The organism is Dactylosporangium sp. CA-052675 (assembly GCF_050947935.1).
Classification (GTDB): domain Bacteria; phylum Actinomycetota; class Actinomycetes; order Mycobacteriales; family Micromonosporaceae; genus Dactylosporangium.
Window position 1 is genome coordinate 10,071,032 of sequence record NZ_CP192010.1, and the last position, 19,731, is coordinate 10,090,762.

Consider the following 19,731-nt stretch of genomic DNA (forward strand, 5'->3'; position numbering starts at 1 on the left):
GGTGCATCCCCTGAATGGGGCAACGGCGTCATACCAATGGCGGTTAGCCTGTGCCCTACTTCGATGAGCCGGGGGTTGCCGGATGCGAGGATTCCTGCCTGTACTTGCGGTGCTCGGTCTGCTGGCCGGGTGCACCGCGTCCGGGGCGAGCGAGTCGCCGCCCCCGGGCCTGGCCGATCGCGGCACCGCGGTGACCACCGCGAAGCCGAGCCGCCAGGACCTCACGAACAAGGTGAGCCTCGGCGGGAAGGTCACGCTCAACCCGACCTTCGGGCTCGTCGCGCCGATCGACGGCGAGGTGCGGTTCCTCGACGTGAAGGCGCCGACCGGCACGCCCACCAAGCCGACCAAGGTGGCCAACGTCTGGGCCGGCGGGAAGGCGACCGCGGTCGAGGTCCCGGCCGGCGCTTCGTTCGCCGGACGGCTCGTCGACGACCGGTCCAGGGTGACGGCGGGCATGCCGATCGTCTCGGCCCGCCAGGCCGGCTACGGGATCGTCGCCGACATCGACGGCGCCCAGGCCTACCAGGTGACCGACTCGCTGCAGTCCGTCACCGCGCAGATCAAGAGCGGCCCCGGCCCGTTCCCGTGCGCCGTGCTCGGCACGCTCGCCGCGCTGCCGAGCGGGACGATCCCCGAGCCCAAGGCGCCCGTGGCCAACCCGAACCCGAGCGCGGCCCCCGTCGTCCAGCCCACCCAGGGGCAGACGCAGCAGCCGTCGGAGGCGACCGGGATGCGGCTGGTGTGCACCGGCCCGGCCGACGCGAAGCTCATCAACGGCGCGGCCGCCACCGTGGAGATCGTCACCGCGAAGGCGTCCGGCGTGCTGGTGCTGCCGGTGGAGGCGGTCGCCGGTTCGCAGGGCAAGGGCAAGGTCGAGGTGGTCAAGGCCGACCAGTCGCGCGAGATCCGCGAGGTGACGCTCGGGCTCACGGACGGCAAGGTCATCGAGATCAAGACCGGGATCACCGAGGACGAGACCGTCGCGGTGCCCGGCCCGAGCATCCCCGACGCCAAGAGCGGCGGCCAGGGGGCCGGGAAGTGATCATCGAGCTTTCCGGCATCACCAAGACGCTCAAGGGACAGTCGCAGCCGCGCACCATCCTCGACGGCGTCGACCTCACCGTCGACGAGGGCGAGAGCGTGGCGATCCTCGGGCGCTCGGGCTCGGGCAAGAGCACGCTGCTGAGCCTCATCGGGCTCTTCGACCGGCCCGACTCGGGGAGCTACCTGATGGGCGGCCGCGACCTGGCCCGCATCTCCGAGCGCCGGGCGGCCGCGCTGCGCAGCGCCGAGTTCGGCTTCGTGTTCCAGCGGTTCTTCCTGCTCAAGCACCTCACCGCGGCGCAGAACGTGGCCATGGCGCTGGTGAACGGCCAGGGCTGGCTGCCGCGGCGCAAGCGGCGCGCCCGCACCATGGAGGCGCTCGAACTGGTCGGCATCGCGCACCTGGCCAAGAACCGGCCCGCGCGCCTCTCCGGCGGCGAGCAGCAGCGGGTCGCGATCGCGCGGGCGCTGGTCCGCCGGCCGCGGCTGCTCCTGGCCGACGAGCCCACCGGCGCGCTGGACACCGAGACCGGCAACCTCGTGATCGAGGTGATGCGCGCGGCCACCGATCGCGGCTGCGGGCTCATCCTGGTCACCCACGACCAGGCCCACGCGGCCAAGATGCAGCGGGTGCTGCGCCTGTCCGACGGCGTGCTCGGGGCCGTCGCATGATGCGGCTCTCGGGGCGGTTCCGGTCCGCGCTCATCATCGGGTTCCAGGGCATCCGCGCGCGCAAGATGCGCACGTTCCTGTCGATGATCTCGCTCTTCCTCGGGGTGCTCGCGGTCGTCACGGTGCAGGCGGGGGCGGAGACCGTGCGCACCCTGCGGCTCGCCGACGTGGAGCTGCAGCAGGGCCGGGACGGCACCCGGGTCATGTACGTCCCCCCGTTGGGCGAGGCCACGAAGATCACCAAGGAGACGATCGCGGGCCGCCCCGGCGCCGCGGCGAGCTACGGCCTGCAGGCCATCATCGGCGAGCCCCGGGTCCGCCCGATCAACCCGGGCGCGATGCCGTTCGAGCACCTGGACCAGATGGATGGCGGCGAGGTGTACGGCCCGGAGACCAGGTTCGAGATGCAGTGCGACGACGCGGGCAACTGCCGCCCGGTCCCCGTGAACGCCTCGGCCCCGCTGCCGAAGGGCGCCGCGATCGAGGTCCAGCTCTTCGCGCTGGTCAACGACGTCCGCCAGTTCCGCCCCTTCCGCCCGGTGACGGGGACGTTCCTCGACTTCGCGGGCGAGCCGTCGTACTCGCCCCGCCTGGTGATCAACAAGGCGGCCGCGGTCGGCTTCGCGAAGTACCGCGTGCCGGCGGAGATGCGCCTGGACGGCGCCACCGCCAACCCGACCCCGCGCATCATCGGCGTGGTCGACGACGGCAGCTCCCAGCCGGCCGCGTACGCGCGGGCCGACGAGATCGACAACTGGCTGCCCGCCGCCACGGCCGCCGCCCCGGGCGCCTCCGCGGACCCCAAGGCCGCGATGATGATGTCGGGCCCGCCGCTGGAGGTGAGCTTCGCGCCCGGCAACGGCGAGCTGGAGGCGCTGCTGACCCGCAAGCTGATCGCCGCCGGCGTGCCCCGCGAGTCCCTCCACGTCAGCGAGCGCAACGCCCGCAAGGACTTCGAGCAGGAGCTGGCCATCCTCAACGCCATCTTCCTGGGGATGGCGGGCCTGGTACTGCTGATCGGCGTGGCCGGCATCCTCAACGTGGGCCTGGCGACGGTGGGCGAGCGGGTCGAGGAGTTCGCCCTGCGCCGGGCGGTCGGCACCCCGCGCATCCTCCTGGCCGGCATCGTCCTGGCCGAGACGCTCCTGACCGGGTTGCTGACGGCGGGCGCGGCGATCGGCACGGCGGCGGCGGGCGTCAGCGTGGCCACGCAGGTCCTGGGCGAGCGGATACCGCAGCTGCGGGACGTCTCCTTCCCCTGGCAGGCCGGGGTGGCGGGCGTGATCGCGGGCCTGATCGCCGGCATCCTGGGCGGCTCGATCCCGGCCCTGCGAGCGGCTCGCATCCCCATCGCGACGGTGATGCGCGCCTGACCCGGCTTGATCTCAGGCGGGATTCTCCCCGGCGTCGTAGCGCTCCTGGGCGAGGCTGATCCGCGGCATCTCGGCCTCGACCAGCTCGATGAGCTCGACGAGCTTGGCGGCGATCCTCGTCCCGGAGTCGGTCAGGCTGTACTCGACCCGGGGCGGGATCGCGCTGTGCACCTCCCGCACGACCAGCCCGTCGCGCACCAGCGCGTGGAGGGTCTGCGACAGCATCTTCTCGCTCACCCCGTCGACCCGGCGGCGCAGCTCGTTGAAGCGGTGCGTGCCCTCGTGCAGCGCGGCGAGGGTCAGGATCCCCCACCGTCCGGCGACGGTCTCCATGACGGGCCGCGACGTGCAGTTGCGCGCGAAGACGTCGAACACCAACGGGTCGAGGGACATGTCACTACGATAACCGAACGGGTTGCACTTTCTAAAAGTTAGTGCCTACGATCTGGAAATGACCATCACCGTAACCGGCGCGACCGGGCACCTGGGACAGCTGATCCTGAGCGAGCTGAAGGGGCACGACGCCGTCCGCGCCGTCGCCCGCCGCCCGGAGGCGATCGAGGGCGTGGAGGCCCGCCTCGGCGACTACGACCGCCCGGAGACCCTGGCGAGCGCGTTCGCGGGCACCGACACGCTCGTCTTCATCTCCGCGAGCGAGGTCGGCCGGCGCGACGCCCAGCACCGGGCCGTCATCGAGGCGGCCGTCGAGGCCAAGGTCGGGCGGATCGTCTACACGAGCATCACGCTGGCCGACACCAGCCCGATCCCGATCGCGCCCGAGCACAAGACGACCGAGGCCCTCCTCAAGGCCACCGGCATCCCGTACACGTTCCTGCGCAACAACTGGTACTACGAGAACTACACCGGCAACCTGGCCGGCACCGTCGAGCACGGCGTGGTCCTCGGCTCCGCCGGCAACGGCCGCATCGCCGCCGCGACCAGGGCCGACTACGCCGCGGCGGCCGCCGTGGTCGCGCGCACCGACGGCCACGAGAACAAGATCTACGAGCTCGGCGGCGACCAGGCCTTCACGATGAGCGAATACGCCGAGGCGGTCGCGCAGCGCTTCGGCAAGCCCGTGGCGTACCACGACCTGCCCGTCGCGGACTACGCCAAGGCGCTCGAGGGCTTCGGCGTGCCGAGCGCGTTCGCCGACGTGCTCGCGCGCTCGGACGCGGCCATCGCGAAGGGCGCGCTCGACGTGGTGACCGGCGACCTCAGCCGGCTCATCGGCCGGCCCACGACCACGCTGGCCGAGTTCCTGCGCCGGCTGTAAGGCGAACTACCGCGGCGCCTCGATGAGATCGGCGACGCGCACGAGCGGCCCGAACCGGGCGGGAATCCCGTCCGGTTCGCCCAGCCGCCCGCTCTCCACGACCATGAGCTCGTCGCCGAAGAGGCTCCAGTCCGGCAGCCGCCCCGACAGCTGCTCGGCCACCAGGTCCCGGCCGAACAGGTCCCGCACCATCTCGGGGCGGTCCGCCGAGATCCGGAACGCGCTGTCGAACGGCTCGTAGCCGAGCGCCGTCGAGCGGTCCCCGAACAGCGACCGCCCGAACCGGGACATCGCCCCGCGCCGGTGCACCGAGACCGCCGGCCACGATCCCCGCACGCGCACCACCCAGACCACGAAGTGATGCGTCTGGCTGCTGGTCGACGTCGTCCCGTCGGCGCCCGAGGTCGTGCTCGTCGTGGTGTACGAGTACTCGCCCACCGAGACCGGCCGTCCGCCGACCGTGCCGCTGAGCGCCAGCGAGACGCCGCGCGGGTTGCGCCCCGGCAGCCGTCGCCACCAGTCCGCCGGCGGCCGCGGCACGTACTGCCAGCGGTTGCGCACCGCCCAGACCTCGAGCAGCTCGCGCCGCTGCCGTTCCCGCCGCCGCGAGACGACGACCGCGACGACCATCAGCGTGCACGCCAGCGCGACGCACACGCCTCCGACGACGAACACGGACGCGTCCATGCACCCACGCTACGAGCACCCGGCACGCCGCCCCGGTACGGCCTAGACCGGAGCGGCGAGCAGAGCGGCCAACGCGTCGGCCGTCGCGGGATGCTCGGACAGCAGCGCCGACGGCCCGTCGCCACCGGCGGCCGCCGCCGCGACGGGCTGCCAGGTTACCGGGAGGCCGAGGGCGGAGGCCAGCGCGTCGGTCGTGGCCGGGTGCGCGGCCAGGAACCCGGCGACCGGCCCGGTCGCGGGAGCCGCGGCCGCCACCGGGGCCGGCCCCCGCGCGGCGCGCCACGGCGGCACGAACGCGTCCACCGCCGCGAGACCGGCCGGGAACGTGCGGCCCGCCTCGCGGATGAGCACCGGCACCAGCTCGCCCGCCTGGTCGCGCAGCGTGGTGATGAGCGTCGGCAGCCACGGCAGCAGCACCGGGTCCGGCAGCTTCGCGAACGCGTTCGACATGAACTCGACCACGAACGGCGTCAGCTTCGGCGCCGGGTCCAGCGCCTGGATGAAGCCGCTCAGGTATTGCGGCACCGACGGCACCACCAGCGGGTTGGCCAGCAGCTCGGCCCCGCGCGCCCGCAGGTCGGCCAGCGGCAGCAGACCGAGCTGGTGGTGGGCCGACCACAGCAGCGCCACCTTCGCCGGGCTCTGCGGGTGCGACTGCCGCACGGCGATCTCCAACTGCGCCCGGTCGCACCCGAGCGCCAGCGCCAGGCTCTCCATGGTGAACAGGAAGCCGAGCATCGCCGCGACCTGCCGGACCCCGGTCTCGTCGTCGACGAACGCGGTCGGCAGCAGGGTGCAGTAGTGCGCGTAGCCCGCGGTGACGAACGACTCCGCCCAGGCCGGCAGCGCCGGCTCGGTCGCGCGGTAGTGGGCCAGCAGCCGCCGGATGCGCTTGAGCACCTCCGGGGCCTCGTCCACGGTGCGCTCGGCGGCGAGCAGCTCCACCGCCCGGGCGCCGAGCTCGTCGGTGAAGCGGCGGCTGCCGAGGAACAGGATCGAGTCCTCGACGGCCCGCAGCGCGACCGCGGCCGTGGCGTCGGGCGCCCACACCGCTCGGCGCAGCCGCTGCTCGACCACCTGCTCGACGGTCACGCCCTCGTAGCCCAGCTCGATGATGTACCGCTGGTGCTTGCCGATCGCGAGGTCCCAGCTCTCCTGGATCGACTTCTCGCCCAGGCGCCGGGTGCCCATGATCGGCCGGACCGCGCCCTCCGGCAGGAGGTACCGCAGCATCCACAACAGATGCGAGGCGGCCCCGAGCTCGGGCCGCCCGGCCAGGTCGAGCAGCGCCCGCTGGACCGTCGAGCGGGTCAGGTCCAGCCCGATCGGGGCGAGCCGGTCGTAGACGTCCTGGGCCAGCGGCGGCAGCGCCTCGTAGCCGACCTGCCCGACCCGGTCGCCGCCGAGCAGGATCTCGCAGAGCCGCCGCACGTCGCGCCGCCCCGGCACGACGTCCTTCTCGATGCACGTGACCGCGGCGTCCTGGAAGTCGTACGGCGTCGGCCGCGCCCGATTGCGCATGCCCGCCAGCAAAATCGACGTCTCGAACACGGCGATCGCGTCGGCGGTGCTGGACAGGTAGCCGTTGCGCCGCGCGAGCCGCACGATGTCGACGCACCAGCCGAGCAGTTCCTCCTCGTCGAGCGCGTCGAGCGTCGGCGGGCTGGCGAGGAACCCGGTGAGCCGGTCGGCCACCGGCTCGTCGGCCGCCGCGGTGCCGGCCGCGACCGCCTTGCGCTTGCGGCTGCCCTTCTGGCCCTCGAGCTGAAACGGCGTGAGCCGGGCTCGCGTGGTCGACTTCTGCCAGGTCGCCGCAGCGATGGAGACCGAGCCCGAGGCGAGGCCGAACTGCGCCTCGATCGCCGAATGGCTCGACGGGATCAGCCCGTAGAGCCACTTCGTGGCCGTGCGCGGGCTGATGTCGAAGTCGGGCACCCCCTCGGCGGTGCCGAACTGCTCGACCCGGCTCGCCGCGTGGAAGGCGCCGCAGACGTACAGGCAGTCGGCCCGGTCGACGCCGGTGCGCGCCAGGTGCTCGCGCATGCGCGTCCACATGTACCGCTCCCGGTCCTCGTCGACCTTGACCCGCCCCGGATCCGGCGGGGAGAGCCGCCGGAACAGGCTGCCGATGAGCACCATGACCTGCCGGTAGGTGGCGTAGTCGGCCCCGGCCAGCGGCTGCTCGACGTATTGGTCCCACCACTCCGACCAGTGCCGCACCTTGCCGTGGTGCAGCAGGTGCCGCTCCAGCTCGGCAAAGCGCGGCCGCAGATCGCCGATCTCGATGCCGACCGCGTCGCCGTGCAGGTCGGTGTCCTCGGACTCCTCGCCGCCCTCGGCCGGCGGCGTGTCGTGCTCCTCACGCGGCTGCCACTGGAAGACGTGGTCGGTGGAGCGGTCGACGAGCACAAGCTCCACGCCGGGCGTCTCCAGCGCGTAGGCGATCGCCTGATACTCCGCCGACGCCTCGGTGATCGGCGCGACGATGCTCAGCGGCCCCCACTCCTGCGGGAACCCGTCCAGCTGCGACGCGAACGCCTGCAGCGCCACCGGCAGCCGGCAGTTGCGCAGCTCGGTCAGCAGCGGGCCGAGGTCCTCGCACAGCTCCAGGTAGATGACCTTCGGCTGCTTCTCGCGCAGGCGGCGGACCATCGCCAGCCCGGACGCCGGCGAGTGGTGGCAGACCGGGAAGATCTCCAGCTCCTCGCGCAGCGCCCGGTCGACGTCGTCGACGATCCCGGAGAGGATCTCCGGGACCACGTCCGGCCCCTCGGCGAAGGCCGTGGCCGCCTCCACCAGCTGGGACCGGAGCGCGTCGAACGGCTGGGTCGCGGTCATGACAGGGTGGCGATCGCCTGACGGCCGCCCTCGAGGAACGCCGGCCACTCCCCGCCGTCCTCCTTGCTGCGCGGCTCGACGACCCCGTGCCAGTACTTGTTCAGGATCGCCAGGTCCTCGGGGCTGCGCCGGGCCAGCGAGCCGACCAGCGACCCGGCCAGCGTCTCGGCCCGCAGGCTGCGGTCGCCGAAGAACGTGCTGTGCAGGATCGCGTCCTCCAGCACGCCGATCTGCTCGGCGGTCGACAGCGCCGACTCGAGCTTCTCGTCGTCGCTGGTCGCCGAGGCGGCCGCGGCCCGCAGGTCGGCGAAGCTCTGCAGCAGGATGTCGAGCAGGTTGGGCGGCACGTCGAGCTCGATCTCGTGCCGGCGCAGCAGCTCGGTGGTGCGGAAGCGCACGATCTCCGCCTCGCTCTTCTTGTTCGTCACCACCGGGATGCGCACGAAGTTGAACCGCCGCTTGAGCGCCGAGGACAGGTCGTTGACGCCCCGGTCGCGGCTGTTGGCGGTGGCGATGATGGAGAAGCCGGGCTGGGCGAAGACGATGTTGTCGTCGTCGAGCTCGGGAATCGAGACGTACTTCTCGGACAGGATCGAGATCAGCGCGTCCTGCACGTCGCTCGTCGAGCGGGTCAGCTCCTCGAACCGCCCGATGACGCCCTTCTCCATCGCGGTCATGATCGGCGACGGGATCATCGAGGCCCGCGACTGCCCCTTGGCGATGACCATCGAGACGTTCCAGGAGTATTTGATGTGGTCCTCGGTCGTGCCCGCCGTGCCCTGCACCACCAGCGTCGAGTTGCGCGAGATCGCCGCCGCGAGCAGTTCGGCGAGCCAGCTCTTGCCGGTGCCCGGGTCGCCGATGAGCAGCAGGCCGCGGTCGGAGGCCAGGGTCACGATGCTGCGCTCGACGAAGCTGCGGTCGCCGAACCACTTCTGGGAGATCTCGCGGTCGAGTCCGTCGGCGCGTTCGGAGCCCAGGACGAACAGCCGGACCATGCGCGGGCTGAGCCGCCACGAGAAGGGCTTGGGGCCGTCGTCGATCGACTCGAGCCAGTCGAGCTCTTCGGCGTATTTGACCTCGGCGGGGGCGCGAAGCATGTCAGTCATGAGGGTCTCCTAGGCCAGGAAGCTCTTGAGTTCGGAAATGAGCTTGCGGACGTGCCCGGACAGCACGGGGGTGCCGAGGTCCTTGAAGCGCTGGCGGAACCAGGGGTTGACGCTCTGCTCGCCGCCGCTGCTCACGGAGCCGATCGGGATGAACTTGACGCCGGAGCGGTGCACCGCCTGGATCATGTCGAACAGCGGCTGGGACCGGTCGAACTCGTAGAAGTCCGAGATCCAGACCATCACCGTGTTGCGCGGATCGCTGATCTTCGGCTGGGCCATCGCCATCGCGACCGGCCCGTCGTTGCCGCCGCCGAGCTTGGTGCGCAGCAGCACCTCGAACGGGTCGTGCACCCACGGCGTGAGGTCCAGCGCCCGGGTGTCATAGGCGATGAGGTGCACGTCCACCTTCGGCAGGCCCGCGAAGATCGAGGCGAGGATGGTGCAGTTGACCATCGCGTTGACCATCGAGCCGGACTGGTCGACGACCACGATCAGCCGCGCCGGGGTGGTGCGCTTGGCGGTCTGCTTGTAGAAGAGCTTGTCGACGTAGAGCCGCTCGTCCTCGGGGCTCCAATTCGTCAGGTTCTTCCAGATCGTGCGCTCGATGTCGAGGTTGCGGTAGACCCGCTTGGGCGGCACCGACCGGTCGATCTCGCCGACGCTGCTCTGCTGCACCTGGGTGCGCAGCACCGCGGCCACCTCGTCGACGAACCGGCGGATCAGCGCCTTGGCGTTGGCCAGCGCGACTCCCGACAGGTTGCTCTTGTCCCGCAGCAGCTGCTCGATGAGCGACATGCTCGGGGTCAGCTGCTTGGCCAGGGCCGGGTTGGCCAGCACCTCCCGCAGGTGCATCCGCTTGACCAGGTCGCCCTCGATGCCGCCGAGCACGCCCGCGAGGCCACCGGCGCTGGGCCGCCCGCGCAGCTCGCCCGGGTCCATGCCGAGCGCCTTCTCGAACCACCCGGCATCGGCCTGCCAGTTGCTCAGCTGGGCCGCGCTGACGTTGCCGTGCCCGGTGTTGAAGACGTTGATGAGCAGCTTGGACACCAGCGCCGCCCGGCGCACCGCGGCCCCGTCGCCCTCCTGGTCGCCGCCGGGCGCCGGGGCCATCAGGCCCTCGAACTCGGCGGCCAGCTCCGGGTGGCGCTGGACGAGGTTGTCGACCGTGACGCCCGGGTCGAGCAGCGCCGGCGGGAGGCCGATGTCGTCGACGATCGCGACGCTGGCGGACTCCAGGGACATCTGCTCGTCGGCCTCGAACAGCCGCCCGAGCATGCGCCAGTAGAGGACCTGGCGCCGGTTCTCGTCGGCGGTCGTCATTTGCGCAGCAACCTTCCGGCCCGCTCGCGCAGCACCTCGACCGCCTCGCCGGCCGACTTGGCCGCCTTCGCGTCGGCGGGGCCGAGGGCCCAGTCGCCGGTGTGCACGCCGATCTGCTTCTTCTTCACCGTGGCCCGCACGGCCAGCGGCTGCACCGTCCAGGCGCCGTCGTCCCAGCGCAGCAGCCCGATGGCCGCGGTGGCGGCGGAGACGACGTCCGGGGTCAGCGGCCCGCAGGCCGGCAGCCGGGTCGTGTCGAGGGTGACGGCGGCGAGGTCCTCGACGAGCACCGGCTCGGCGATGCGGACCGGGTGGCGCTCCAGCGGCGGGGTGGCCGGGGCGAGCGCGGCGCCGAGATGCACCCGGGCGGTGGTGAAGGGGTCGGCCGGGTCGCCGGGCCGGGCCTGCGCGTCGCGCCAGATCAGGTCGCCGCCGGCCAGCAGCGGCATGTCGGTGAGGTCGAGCGCGCGGTGCTCGGCGAGCGCGGTGAGCAGCATCGGGTGGCCGGCCAGCAGGCGCCAGATCGCCGGGCCGACGATCGTGTCGACCTTCGCCGCGGACACGCTCGCGCGCACCAGCCGGGTGGGTGCGCCGGTCACCTCCAGCACGCCGTGGACCTGCACCTGCACCGCGGTCGGGTGCTCGTGGACGTCGGTGCCCAGGACGTAGAGCCGTCCGGTCACCGTCTCGGCCGGCGCGGGCCGCCGCGACCCGCGGGCCAGCAGCAGCGCCCGGCTCCACAGGTCGGCCCAGCGCCGCACGGGCACCGGGTCCATCGTCGCGATCGGGCTGCCGGCCCGCAGCTCCGCCGCGAGCCCGTCGAGCAGGACGGCGAGGCGGCGCAGCCGCGGGTCGCCGAGCGCGGCCTCGATCGCCTGGCCGGCCGCGGCGACGAGGTCGTGGTCGACGCCCCGCCAGCCGGTGATCGCGAGCTCGCGCAGCCACGACCGGGCACCGCCGAGCACGGGGCTGCCGTCCGCGGCCGGTCGGTCCTCGTCCTGCCGCTCGCCGTGCCAGTCGGCCCGCGAGCGCCCCAGCGCCGCGTCGGCCCGGGCGAGCACGGCGTCGTGGACCGAGCCGAAGAGCGCGATCCGCGCGGCGGCGAGGGCGAAGACGTGGTCGTCGGCGACGGAGCCGGCCACGATCTTGTCGACGGCCTCGGCGACCGCCTCGCGCAGCGGGCTGCCGGAGAACGCCCCGGCCAGCGCGGCCAGCGCCGCGGCCCGGTCCTCGTCGATGCGGGCGAAGCCGTGCAGCAGGCCGTCGTCGACCGCGCCGGCGGTCTCGAGCGCCGCGGCGATCTCGGTGTCCGGGCCGGCGTCGGCGAAGAGTGTGGACAGCATCAGCGCTCCCCGGCCGGGGCGACGGACGGGAACCAGTGCAGCTCCGGGATGGGCTCCTCGCTGCCGGGCAGCTCCAGGTAGGCCAGGTGCCGCAGGAAGCCGCTGAACACGGTCGCGGCCGGGGTCGGCTCGTGGCGCGCCTTGAGCCCGCGGATCAGCGCGGTGGCGTCGTCGACCTCGATGCGCAGGTAGCGCGCGACGCGCTCGCGGCCGTATTGCAGCTGGGCCTCGTCGAGCAGGGCGGCCAGGTGCTTGCACGGGCTGTCGCCGCGCAGGCCGCCGCAGGGCCGGTTGTTGTTGGTGCTGCAGCTCAGCCCGTGGGAGCCGGCGCCGATCGAGGAGACGTAGACCCGCTCGATGTCCGATCCGCTCGACACCACGCCCTGCAGGCGGCCGTCGGCGAGTTCGACGAACGGCACCTTGGCCAGTTTGCGGGGCTGCACGGGCGGTATGACCACCGCCGTCGAGCGCGTTTCGACGCTCAAGACCATCTACCTCCAGCGTTTGGGGGTGATCCCTGACGCTGGAAGTTGTATCGCATGGGTACGACAAAAACGCGTCAGGCCAGCTCGACGGCCCTTCGCAGGCAGGCCGGGACGTCGTCGGCGTGGTACAGCCATTCATTCGGCTCGATGTTCTGGACGAACGTCGCGTAGACGACGGCGCCGAGGAGCGCGGCCACCGGCTCCAGCAGGCGGGCCGCCCGGACCGGGTCGCTGCCCGGCACGACCTTCCGCCAGAGCCCGGCCCAGTGCTCGACCAGCGCGTCCGCCTCCCCGGGAGGCAGCCCCTCGCGGAGCCTGAGCACGTCGAACGCCGGATGGCCGAGGAAGGCGTCGCCCCAGTCGAGGACGGCCGGCCGTACCGATGCCGCGAAACGAACGTTGCCCGCGTGGAAGTCCCCGTGCACGAGGGTCTCGGGCAGGCCGCACGCCTCCACCGCGGCGAAGCGGTCCGGCAGGCCCTCCAGCAGCGCGTCAAGCCCGAGGACATCCACCAGCCAGGGCTCCGTGACCGCCTCGATCTGCTCCCACAACAGCGATCCGCGGCGGTCCCGCACGCCCCGCTCGGACAGCGCCTCGACGTCGTCGAGCGCCCGCCGCTGCAGGCCGTGCAGCAGGTCCGCCATGGCGACGCGGGCCGCGAACGGGGCGCCGAAGCCGTCCTCGCCCGGCAGGTGCCCGAGCAGCTCGCGGCCGGTCCCGTCGGCGGCGATCAGCGGCGGCGCGACCCCGGGCGCGACCGCGCCGAGCCACGCCAGCACCTCGTGCTCGGCCCGCAGGAACGGCGGCAGGTGCTTGAGCCAGACCGTTCCCCACGCCGTCTCCAGCTGCCACAGCGCCGAGAGATTCCAGGTCTTCCGCTGCCGGATCGCTTCGGGGGTACCGTATCCAGCCGCCTCGAGCGCGTCCCGCGCCCAGGCGATCGACGCCGCCGGCCCGCCCACCTCCGCGAAGGGCGCCCGGCGTTCGTGCGGTTGCGGGCGCAACGACGTCGGTTCGAGCTCGGGGGTCCCGCGCTCCAGCTGCGCGAGGTACGTCACGACGCCCCCGGGCGGGTGGGGCCGGTCGGCGTGCAGCAGCCGCAGCACGCTGATCTCGGCCCCGTGCCGCCGAGCCCCCTCGACCAGCTCCTCGACCTCGGGCCAGTGCGGGATTTCCACGTCGAACGCCGGGAGCCGGCCCAGCACGGCGCCGCCCTCGTCGACGAGGACGAGGACGACGGTCCGTGTGGGCAGGCTCATCGCGATGGGCCGCTACAGCGATCGGGCCAGGCGGTCGGCGAGCAGGCGGGTGAAGCGCGACGGGTCGGCCAGCTCGCCGCCCTCGGCCAGCAGCGCCATGCCGTAGAGCAGCTCCGCGGTCTCGCCCAGCGCCGGCGCCGCCGCGTCCGCCGCGAACGAGTCGCGGAGCCCGGTCACGAGCGCGTGGTCGGGATTGAGCTCCAGGATGCGCTTGGTGTGCGGCATTTCCTGACCCATCGCGCGGTACATCTTCTCGAGCGTCGGCGTGATGTCGTGCTCGTCGCCGACGATGCAGGCCGCCGAGGTCGTCAGGCGCGTGGAGAGGCGCACCTCCTTGACGTCCGCCTCGAGCTTCTCGCCGAGCCACCGCAGCAGCGGCGCGAATCCCTCGCTGCGCTCCGCGGGAATCTCCTCGCTGCCGAGGTCGACCTGGCCCTTGGCCACGGACTGCAACTGCTTGCCGTCGTACTGCGTGACCTGCTCGACCCACACCTCGTCGACCGGGTCGGTGAGGATGAGCACCTCGTACCCCTTGGCGAGGAACGCCTCGAGGTGCGGCGAGTTCTCGACCATCGCGCGGGTCTCGCCGGTCATGTAGTAGATGTCGCTCTGGCCCTCCTTCATGCGCTCCACGTATTCGCGCAGCGAGGTGGGCTCGTCCTTCGAGTGCGTCGACGGCAGGCGGAGCAGGTCCAGCAGGGTGTCGCGGTTCTCGGTGTCGTCGAGCAGGCCCTCCTTGAGCGCGCGGCCGAACTCGTTCCAGAACGTGGCGTACCGCTCCGCGGGCAGGTCCTTGAGGGTGGAGAGGACCTTCTTCACGAGGCGGCGCCGGACGGCCTGGATCTGGCGGTCCTGCTGCAGGATCTCGCGGGAGATGTTGAGCGAGAGATCGTGCGCGTCGACGACGCCCTTCACGAATCGCAGGTACCGCGGGGTGAGCGCCTCGCAGTCGTCCATGATGAACACGCGCTTGACGTACAACTGCACGCCGCGGTGCCCGTCGCGCATGAAGAGGTCGAACGGGGCGCGGGCCGGGATGAACAGCAGCGCCTCGTATTCGAAGGTGCCCTCGCCGCGCATGTGGATGGTCTCGAGCGGGTCGGTCCAGTCGTGGCTGACGTGCTTGTAGAACTCGTTGTACTCCTCGGCCGCGACCTCGCTGCGCGGGCGGGCCCAGAGCGCCTTCATCGAGTTCATCGGCGCGCCGGACTCAGCACCTGGCTCGGCCCCGGCCAGGCGGATCGGCCAGGCGATGAAGTCCGAGTACTTCTTGACGATCTCGCGGATCTTCCACTCCGCGGTGTAGTCGAAGAGCTGGTCCTCGCTGTCCTCGGGCTTGAGGTGCAGCGTGACGCTGGTGCCCTGGGGCGCGTCCTCGATCGACTCGATCTCGTAGGTGCCCTCGCCCGCCGACTCCCAGCGCGTGCCCTGGCTCTCGCCGGCCTTGCGGGTCACGAGCGTCACCTTGTCGGCGACCATGAACGTCGAATAGAAGCCGACGCCGAACTGGCCGATGAGCTCCGCCCGCTGCTGTTGTTCGGGCGATTCCCGCAGCCGCTTGAGCAGTTCCGCGGTGCCGGACTTGGCGATGGTGCCGATGAGCGAGACGACATCGTCGTGGGACATCCCGATGCCGTTGTCCCGAACGGTCAGCGTCCGCTCGTCCTTGTCGATCTCGAGCTGAATGTGCAGGTCGCTGGTGTCGACCTCCAGCTCCTTGTTCACCAGGGATTCCAGGCGCAGTTTGTCAAGCGCGTCCGAGGCGTTCGAGATCAGCTCGCGCAGGAAGATGTCCTTGTTCGAGTAGATCGAATGGACCATCAACTGCAGCAGCTGTCGCGTCTCGGCCTGGAACTCCAGCGTCTCGCTCACTTCGGCTCCCTCTCGAATGCTGTGGCCGCCGAAAAGAATACTCACTCCGGGGCTCGCCGCGAGGCGGCCAGGTTCCGATACTCCGCCGGTGTGAGGCCGGGCCGTTGCGCTACCGGCCCGCTCTCCCTCGCGCTGGGGTCCTCGCGGATCCGCGCCATCTCGCGTTGCGGTCCTGGCAGACCCGCGCCATCTCGCGTTGTGGTCCTCGCGGACCCGCGCCATCTCGTGGTCCTCGCCGAACCGTGCTCTCTCGCGTTGTGGTGCTTACCGGATTGCGTCGAACCCGGTCAGCATTGCGTCCACCGCCAGCGTGAACCGGGCGGCGTCGTCGATGCCGGCGCCGCTCTCGACGGCCTCGACCAGCAGCGGGTGGCGCTCCGTGTCGACGGGCAGCGGCCCGTCCGGCCCGATCGCGACCTCCGCCGCGGTGTGCCCGAGCACGAACAGCGTCAGCGCGTTCAGCGCGTCCAGCGCGTCGCCGACCGAGAAGCCGGCCCCGGTCAGCGTGCGCAGGCCCGCCTCGGCCGCGTCCAGGGCCGCCGGGGTGACCGCGGGCCGGTTCACCGCGGGCAGCACGCCCGGGTGGCGCAGGAGCGCGGCCCGCAGGTCGTGCGCGTATCCGCGCAGGTGTGACTGCCAGTCGTCGCCCGCCCCGGCCGGGTAGGCGGCGGTGAACAGGCGCTCGACCATGCCGTCGATCAGCGCCTCCTTGTTCGGGACGTAGTGGTAGAGGGTCATCGCCTCGACCCCCAGCTCGGCCCCCAGCGCACGCATGGTGAGCCCGTTGAGCCCGACCCGGTCGACGAGCGCCAGGGCCGCGTCGAGCACCTGTTCGCGGGTCAGGCCCGCGCGTTCGCCGCGCTGACGCTTCGCTGCCACGAGCGGATCTCCTCGGGGTTGCGGATTCTTACGGCGTAAGTCTACACTCGCTCACAGCAAACTTACGACGTAAGAATGGAACGGGGCGATGGACGCGAACAAGCAGGTGGTGGCGGACTTCTTCCAGGCCGTGAGCGAGCGGCGAGTCGCCGACTGGGGGCGGTACATGGCGGCCGACGTCATCGACCACAACAAGGTCATCTTCGGTGAGGAGGACACGCCCGGGGCCGCGTTCGAGGGGTTCCGGCGGCAGCTCGATGCGTTCGGCGAGGGCGGGCTGTATCCACAGCAGCTCATCGCCGAGGGCGACACGGTGGTGGCCCGGCTGATCGTGCGCGGCACGCACACGGGCTTTCACCCGCGGATGCCGGAGCCCACGGGCCGATCGTGCGAGGTGGAACAGATCTGGATCATGACCATGCGGGAGGGCCGGATCGCCGAGATCCGGGCGGTCAGCGACCGACTGGGCATGTTCCTGCAGCTGGGGTGGGACTGGCCCGAAGCGGGCTGATCGCCGGCAGCCCTTGTGGCCGGCTCGCCGGCGGCCCGGGTGGCCGGCGCGTCAGCGGCCCTGGTGGCCGGCGACGGTGCCGATGGCGATGCTCAGGGCGATGAAGGCGAGCAGCCCGAAGACGGCCTGCCAGGCGCGGCGGTGACCGAAGTTGATGGTCCAGCCCAGGCCGAGCCGCTTGGGGACGACCAGGTTCGGGTCGTCGGGGTTGGCGTAGATGAAGCCGTACCAGCCGCGCTCATCGTCGCGGCGACCCGGCCGGGTGCGGGCGCTGATGGGGGCGCCCCGGCGGTTGATCGGGATGACGACGACGGCCAACGCACAGATCGCGACGATCAACGCGACCGCGAGCAACTGGGCGAGCACCGGATGGGTCATCTTTCGAGCATCCCACTCGGCGGCAAGATGGTCGAGCGCTGGCGCGGTCAGTTGGTAGCAGGAGGGAGGTTCGAGCGTTGCGTCAGCAGAAAATCACGCTCCGCGCTGTTGCCGGCCAACTCGGCCGCCTTCTCGTAGGCCTTCTGCGCCTCGGACGAACGACCGGCGCGCCGCAGCAGGTCGGCCCGCACCGCGTGGAACACGTGGTAGCCGGGCAGGTCGAGACCCTCGATCAGCCGCAGGCCCGCCTCGGGGCCCTCCACCTCCGCGACCGCGACGGCGCGGTTGAGGGCGACGACCGGCGACGGCGCGACCGTCAGGAGCTGGTCGTAGAGCCGGATGATCTGGCCCCAGTCGGTCGCCTCGGCCGTGGATGCGTCGGTGTGCACCGCGTTGATCGCCGCCTGGAGCTGATAGGGCCCCGGACGATCGCGCCGCAGGCACTCCCGCACCAGGCGGTGCCCCTCGGCGATCGCCACCCGGTCCCACCGCGAACGATCCTGGCGTGGCAACGGCACCAGATGGCCGGCCTCGTCGACGCGGGCCGGGCGCCGGGCCGCGGCCAGGATCATGAGCGCCAGCAGCCCGGCGACCTCCGGCTCGTCCGGCATCAGGCCGCGCAGCATCCGCCCGAGCCGGATCGCCTCGGCGCACAGGTCGTCGCGGACGAGCCCGTCGCCCGAGCTGGCCGCATAGCCCTCGTTGAAGATCAGGTAGACCACCGCGAGGACCGCGGCCAGCCGGTCGGGCAGATCGGCGGCGCGCGGCACCCGGTAGGGGATGCCGGCGTCGCGGATCTTGCTCTTGGCGCGCACGATGCGCTGGGCCAGGGTCGCCTCCGGCACCAGCAGCGCCCGGGCGATCTCGGTCGTGGTGAGACCGCCGAGCAGCCGCAGCGTGAGCGCCACCTGTGCGTGCCGGGCCAGCGCCGGATGGCAGCAGGTGAAGATGAGCCGGAGGCGGTCGTCGGGCTCGTCCGGGGGAAGGTTGTAGATCAAGTCGGCCTCGGCATGCTTCTCGGCGCGTCGCGCCTCGCGCCGGAGCCGGTCGATCGCGTGGTTGCGCGCGGTCGTGATGATCCAGCCGGCCGGACTCGGGGGCACCCCCTCCGACCAGCGCTGCACCGCCGCCGCGAAGGCCTCCTGGACCGCCTCCTCGGCGAGGTCGAGGTCGCCGAAGCTGCGGACCAGCACCGACACGGCACGGCCGTACTCCTCCCGGAAGACCCGCTCGATGGTCGTCGGGGATGCCCCGCTCACCATCGGAAGGGCCGCACCTCGATCGGGAGCGTGGTGGCCTCGGCGCAGCGGCGCCCCCACTCGAGGGCCGCGTCCAGGTCCTCGCACTGCACGATCGTGAAGCCGCCGAGGTGCTCCTTGCCCTCGACGAAGGGGCCGTCGGTGACGAGCACGTCGTCGCCCTTGGGCCGCAGGGTGGTCGCGCTCGACGGCGGGTGCAGACCGCCGCTGAACACCCAGACCCCGGCCTCCTTGGCGCTGCGCTCGAACTCGGCGACCCGCTCCATGATCTTCTGCATCTGCGCGGGCGCCGGGGGCTCGCCGACGCTCGGCTCGATGACGGCCAGCAGGTACTGCTTCATGGTCTCCTCCAGACGGAACGAAGCGACTTCCACCGGCTGTACGAACCGGGCCGCCCCGGAATCGACATCAGTGGGCGCTGGATTTCGCCCAGAGGTTGATGCCCGACTCGGTGGCGTGCCGGTCGATCGCGGCGAGCTCCTCCGCCGAGAAGTCCAGGTTGGCCAGCGCCGCGACGTTGTCCTCCAGCTGGGCGATGCTGCTCACCCCGATGAGCGTCGAGGTGACCCGCGGGTCGCGCAGCGTCCAGGCGAGCGCCATCTGGGCCAGGCTCTGGCCGCGCTCCGCCGCGATGTCGCGCAGGGCCCGGACCTTGGCCAGGTTCTCCTCGGTGAGGAAGTCGGTCGACAGCGAGCTGTTCTCGCTCGCCCGGGAGCCCGCCGGCACACCGTTGAGGTAGCGGTCGGTGAGCATGCCCTGGGCCAGCGGCGAGAAGGTGATGCAGCCCATGCCCTCGCGGTCGAGCACGTCGAGCAGGCCGTCCTCGATCCAGCGGTTGAGCATCGAGTAGGACGGCTGGTGGATGAGGGCCGGGGTGCCGAGCCCTCGCAGGATCTCCGCCGCCTGCGCCGTCTTCTCCGGGGAGTAGGAGGAGACGCCGACGTAGAGGGCCTTGCCCGCGCGCACCGCGGCGTCGAGCGCGCCCATGGTCTCTTCCAGCGGCGTCTCGGGGTCGAAGCGGTGGGAGTAGAAGATGTCGACGTAGTCCAGGCCCAGTCGCTTGAGGCTCTGGTCGAGGCTCGCGGTCAGATACTTGCGGGAGCCCCAGTCGCCGTAGGGGCCCGGCCACATGTCGTAGCCGGCCTTCGAGGAGATCACCAGCTCGTCGCGGTAGGGGAGCAGGTCGGTGGCCATGATCCGGCCGAAGTTCTCCTCGGCCGAGCCGTAGGGCGGGCCGTAGTTGTTGGCCAGGTCGAAGTGGGTGATGCCCAGGTCGAAGGCGCGGCGGGCCAGCGCCCGGTGCCCGTCGAACGCCCGGTCGTGGCCGAAGTTGTGCCAGAGCCCGAGGGAGACGGCCGGCAGCTTCAGCCCGCTGCGGCCGGTCCGGCGGTATTGCATCTGCTCGTAGCGCGAACCATCTGCG

General features: G+C 71.9%; 19 protein-coding genes. 5 read left to right on the top strand and 14 right to left on the bottom strand.

The features are described 5' to 3' along the window. Positions 1-82 precede the first annotated feature (82 nt). The 3 genes from ACQP1P_RS45325 to ACQP1P_RS45335 are packed head-to-tail and all read left to right on the top strand — an operon-like array spanning position 83 to position 3,092. The gene (locus ACQP1P_RS45325; protein ID WP_433081183.1) at positions 83-1,045 is read left to right on the top strand and encodes an efflux RND transporter periplasmic adaptor subunit; all 963 of its coding nucleotides are present in this window, start codon (positions 83-85) and stop codon (positions 1,043-1,045) included. Beyond that, positions 1,042-1,719, top strand: a complete 678-nt coding sequence (locus ACQP1P_RS45330; protein ID WP_350618932.1) for an ABC transporter ATP-binding protein — start codon at positions 1,042-1,044, stop codon at positions 1,717-1,719. The genes ACQP1P_RS45325 and ACQP1P_RS45330 overlap by 4 nt, the downstream gene beginning before the upstream one ends. After that, positions 1,716-3,092, top strand: coding sequence for an FtsX-like permease family protein (locus tag ACQP1P_RS45335; protein WP_433081185.1), 1,377 nt, complete (start codon positions 1,716-1,718; stop codon positions 3,090-3,092). The genes ACQP1P_RS45330 and ACQP1P_RS45335 overlap by 4 nt, the downstream gene beginning before the upstream one ends. 12 nt (positions 3,093-3,104) lie before the next feature. Here ACQP1P_RS45335 and ACQP1P_RS45340 read toward each other — a convergent pair whose 3' ends face one another. Beyond that, complete coding sequence (locus ACQP1P_RS45340; RefSeq protein ID WP_433081187.1) at positions 3,105-3,485, bottom strand: winged helix-turn-helix transcriptional regulator; 381 nt, start codon at positions 3,483-3,485, stop codon at positions 3,105-3,107. 58 nt (positions 3,486-3,543) lie between these two features. On the opposite strand from ACQP1P_RS45340, the gene ACQP1P_RS45345 reads away from it, so the two are divergent. Further along, positions 3,544-4,368, top strand: coding sequence for an SDR family oxidoreductase (locus ACQP1P_RS45345; protein ID WP_433081189.1), 825 nt, complete (start codon positions 3,544-3,546; stop codon positions 4,366-4,368). A gap of 6 nt (positions 4,369-4,374) precedes the next feature. Here ACQP1P_RS45345 and ACQP1P_RS45350 read toward each other — a convergent pair whose 3' ends face one another. The 9 genes from ACQP1P_RS45350 to ACQP1P_RS45390 form a co-directional block, all read right to left on the bottom strand. After that, the gene (locus ACQP1P_RS45350; RefSeq protein WP_433081191.1) at positions 4,375-5,055 is read right to left on the bottom strand and encodes a hypothetical protein; all 681 of its coding nucleotides are present in this window, start codon (positions 5,053-5,055) and stop codon (positions 4,375-4,377) included. Between the two features lie 42 nt (positions 5,056-5,097). Beyond that, entirely contained in the window at positions 5,098-7,893 is a 2,796-nt protein-coding gene (locus ACQP1P_RS45355; protein WP_433081192.1) for a hypothetical protein, read from the bottom strand. Beyond that, the gene (locus ACQP1P_RS45360) at positions 7,890-9,002 is read right to left on the bottom strand and encodes an ATP-binding protein (protein ID WP_433081194.1); all 1,113 of its coding nucleotides are present in this window, start codon (positions 9,000-9,002) and stop codon (positions 7,890-7,892) included. Before ACQP1P_RS45360 ends, ACQP1P_RS45355 begins: the two co-directional genes overlap by 4 nt. A 9-nt stretch (positions 9,003-9,011) precedes the next feature. Then, positions 9,012-10,322, bottom strand: coding sequence for a vWA domain-containing protein (locus ACQP1P_RS45365; RefSeq protein WP_433081196.1), 1,311 nt, complete (start codon positions 10,320-10,322; stop codon positions 9,012-9,014). After that, positions 10,319-11,665: a hypothetical protein gene (locus ACQP1P_RS45370; RefSeq protein WP_433081198.1), complete on the bottom strand. Its 1,347-nt coding sequence runs from the start codon at positions 11,663-11,665 to the stop codon at positions 10,319-10,321. Before ACQP1P_RS45370 ends, ACQP1P_RS45365 begins: the two co-directional genes overlap by 4 nt. Next, positions 11,665-12,156 (bottom strand): hypothetical protein, encoded by a 492-nt coding sequence (locus tag ACQP1P_RS45375; RefSeq protein WP_433081200.1) that lies wholly within the window; start codon positions 12,154-12,156, stop codon positions 11,665-11,667. Before ACQP1P_RS45375 ends, ACQP1P_RS45370 begins: the two co-directional genes overlap by 1 nt. A gap of 68 nt (positions 12,157-12,224) precedes the next feature. After that, on the bottom strand, positions 12,225-13,409 hold the full coding sequence (locus ACQP1P_RS45380; protein WP_433081202.1) for an aminoglycoside phosphotransferase family protein: 1,185 nt from the start codon (positions 13,407-13,409) through the stop codon (positions 12,225-12,227). A 12-nt stretch (positions 13,410-13,421) separates the two neighbouring features. Beyond that, positions 13,422-15,230: a molecular chaperone HtpG gene (htpG, locus tag ACQP1P_RS45385; protein WP_433090401.1), complete on the bottom strand. Its 1,809-nt coding sequence runs from the start codon at positions 15,228-15,230 to the stop codon at positions 13,422-13,424. A gap of 315 nt (positions 15,231-15,545) precedes the next feature. Then, positions 15,546-16,160 (bottom strand): TetR/AcrR family transcriptional regulator C-terminal domain-containing protein, encoded by a 615-nt coding sequence (locus tag ACQP1P_RS45390; RefSeq protein WP_433081204.1) that lies wholly within the window; start codon positions 16,158-16,160, stop codon positions 15,546-15,548. An 88-nt stretch (positions 16,161-16,248) separates the two neighbouring features. Between ACQP1P_RS45390 and ACQP1P_RS45395 the strand changes: the two genes are divergently transcribed. Further along, positions 16,249-16,671, top strand: a complete 423-nt coding sequence (locus ACQP1P_RS45395) for an ester cyclase (RefSeq protein WP_433081206.1) — start codon at positions 16,249-16,251, stop codon at positions 16,669-16,671. A 51-nt stretch (positions 16,672-16,722) separates the two neighbouring features. Here the strand turns inward: ACQP1P_RS45395 and ACQP1P_RS45400 are convergent, their stop codons facing one another. The 4 genes from ACQP1P_RS45400 to mgrA form a co-directional block, all read right to left on the bottom strand. Continuing rightward, positions 16,723-17,049: a DUF5808 domain-containing protein gene (locus ACQP1P_RS45400; protein WP_433081208.1), complete on the bottom strand. Its 327-nt coding sequence runs from the start codon at positions 17,047-17,049 to the stop codon at positions 16,723-16,725. A gap of 47 nt (positions 17,050-17,096) precedes the next feature. Then, a complete protein-coding gene (locus ACQP1P_RS45405) occupies positions 17,097-18,311 on the bottom strand; it encodes an RNA polymerase sigma factor (protein ID WP_433081210.1) in 1,215 nt (404 codons plus the stop codon). Next, on the bottom strand, positions 18,305-18,649 hold the full coding sequence (locus ACQP1P_RS45410; protein ID WP_433081212.1) for a YciI family protein: 345 nt from the start codon (positions 18,647-18,649) through the stop codon (positions 18,305-18,307). Before ACQP1P_RS45410 ends, ACQP1P_RS45405 begins: the two co-directional genes overlap by 7 nt. Before the next feature lie 67 nt (positions 18,650-18,716). After that, the gene (gene mgrA / locus ACQP1P_RS45415; protein WP_433090403.1) at positions 18,717-19,706 is read right to left on the bottom strand and encodes an L-glyceraldehyde 3-phosphate reductase; all 990 of its coding nucleotides are present in this window, start codon (positions 19,704-19,706) and stop codon (positions 18,717-18,719) included. Positions 19,707-19,731: the final 25 nt, after the last annotated feature.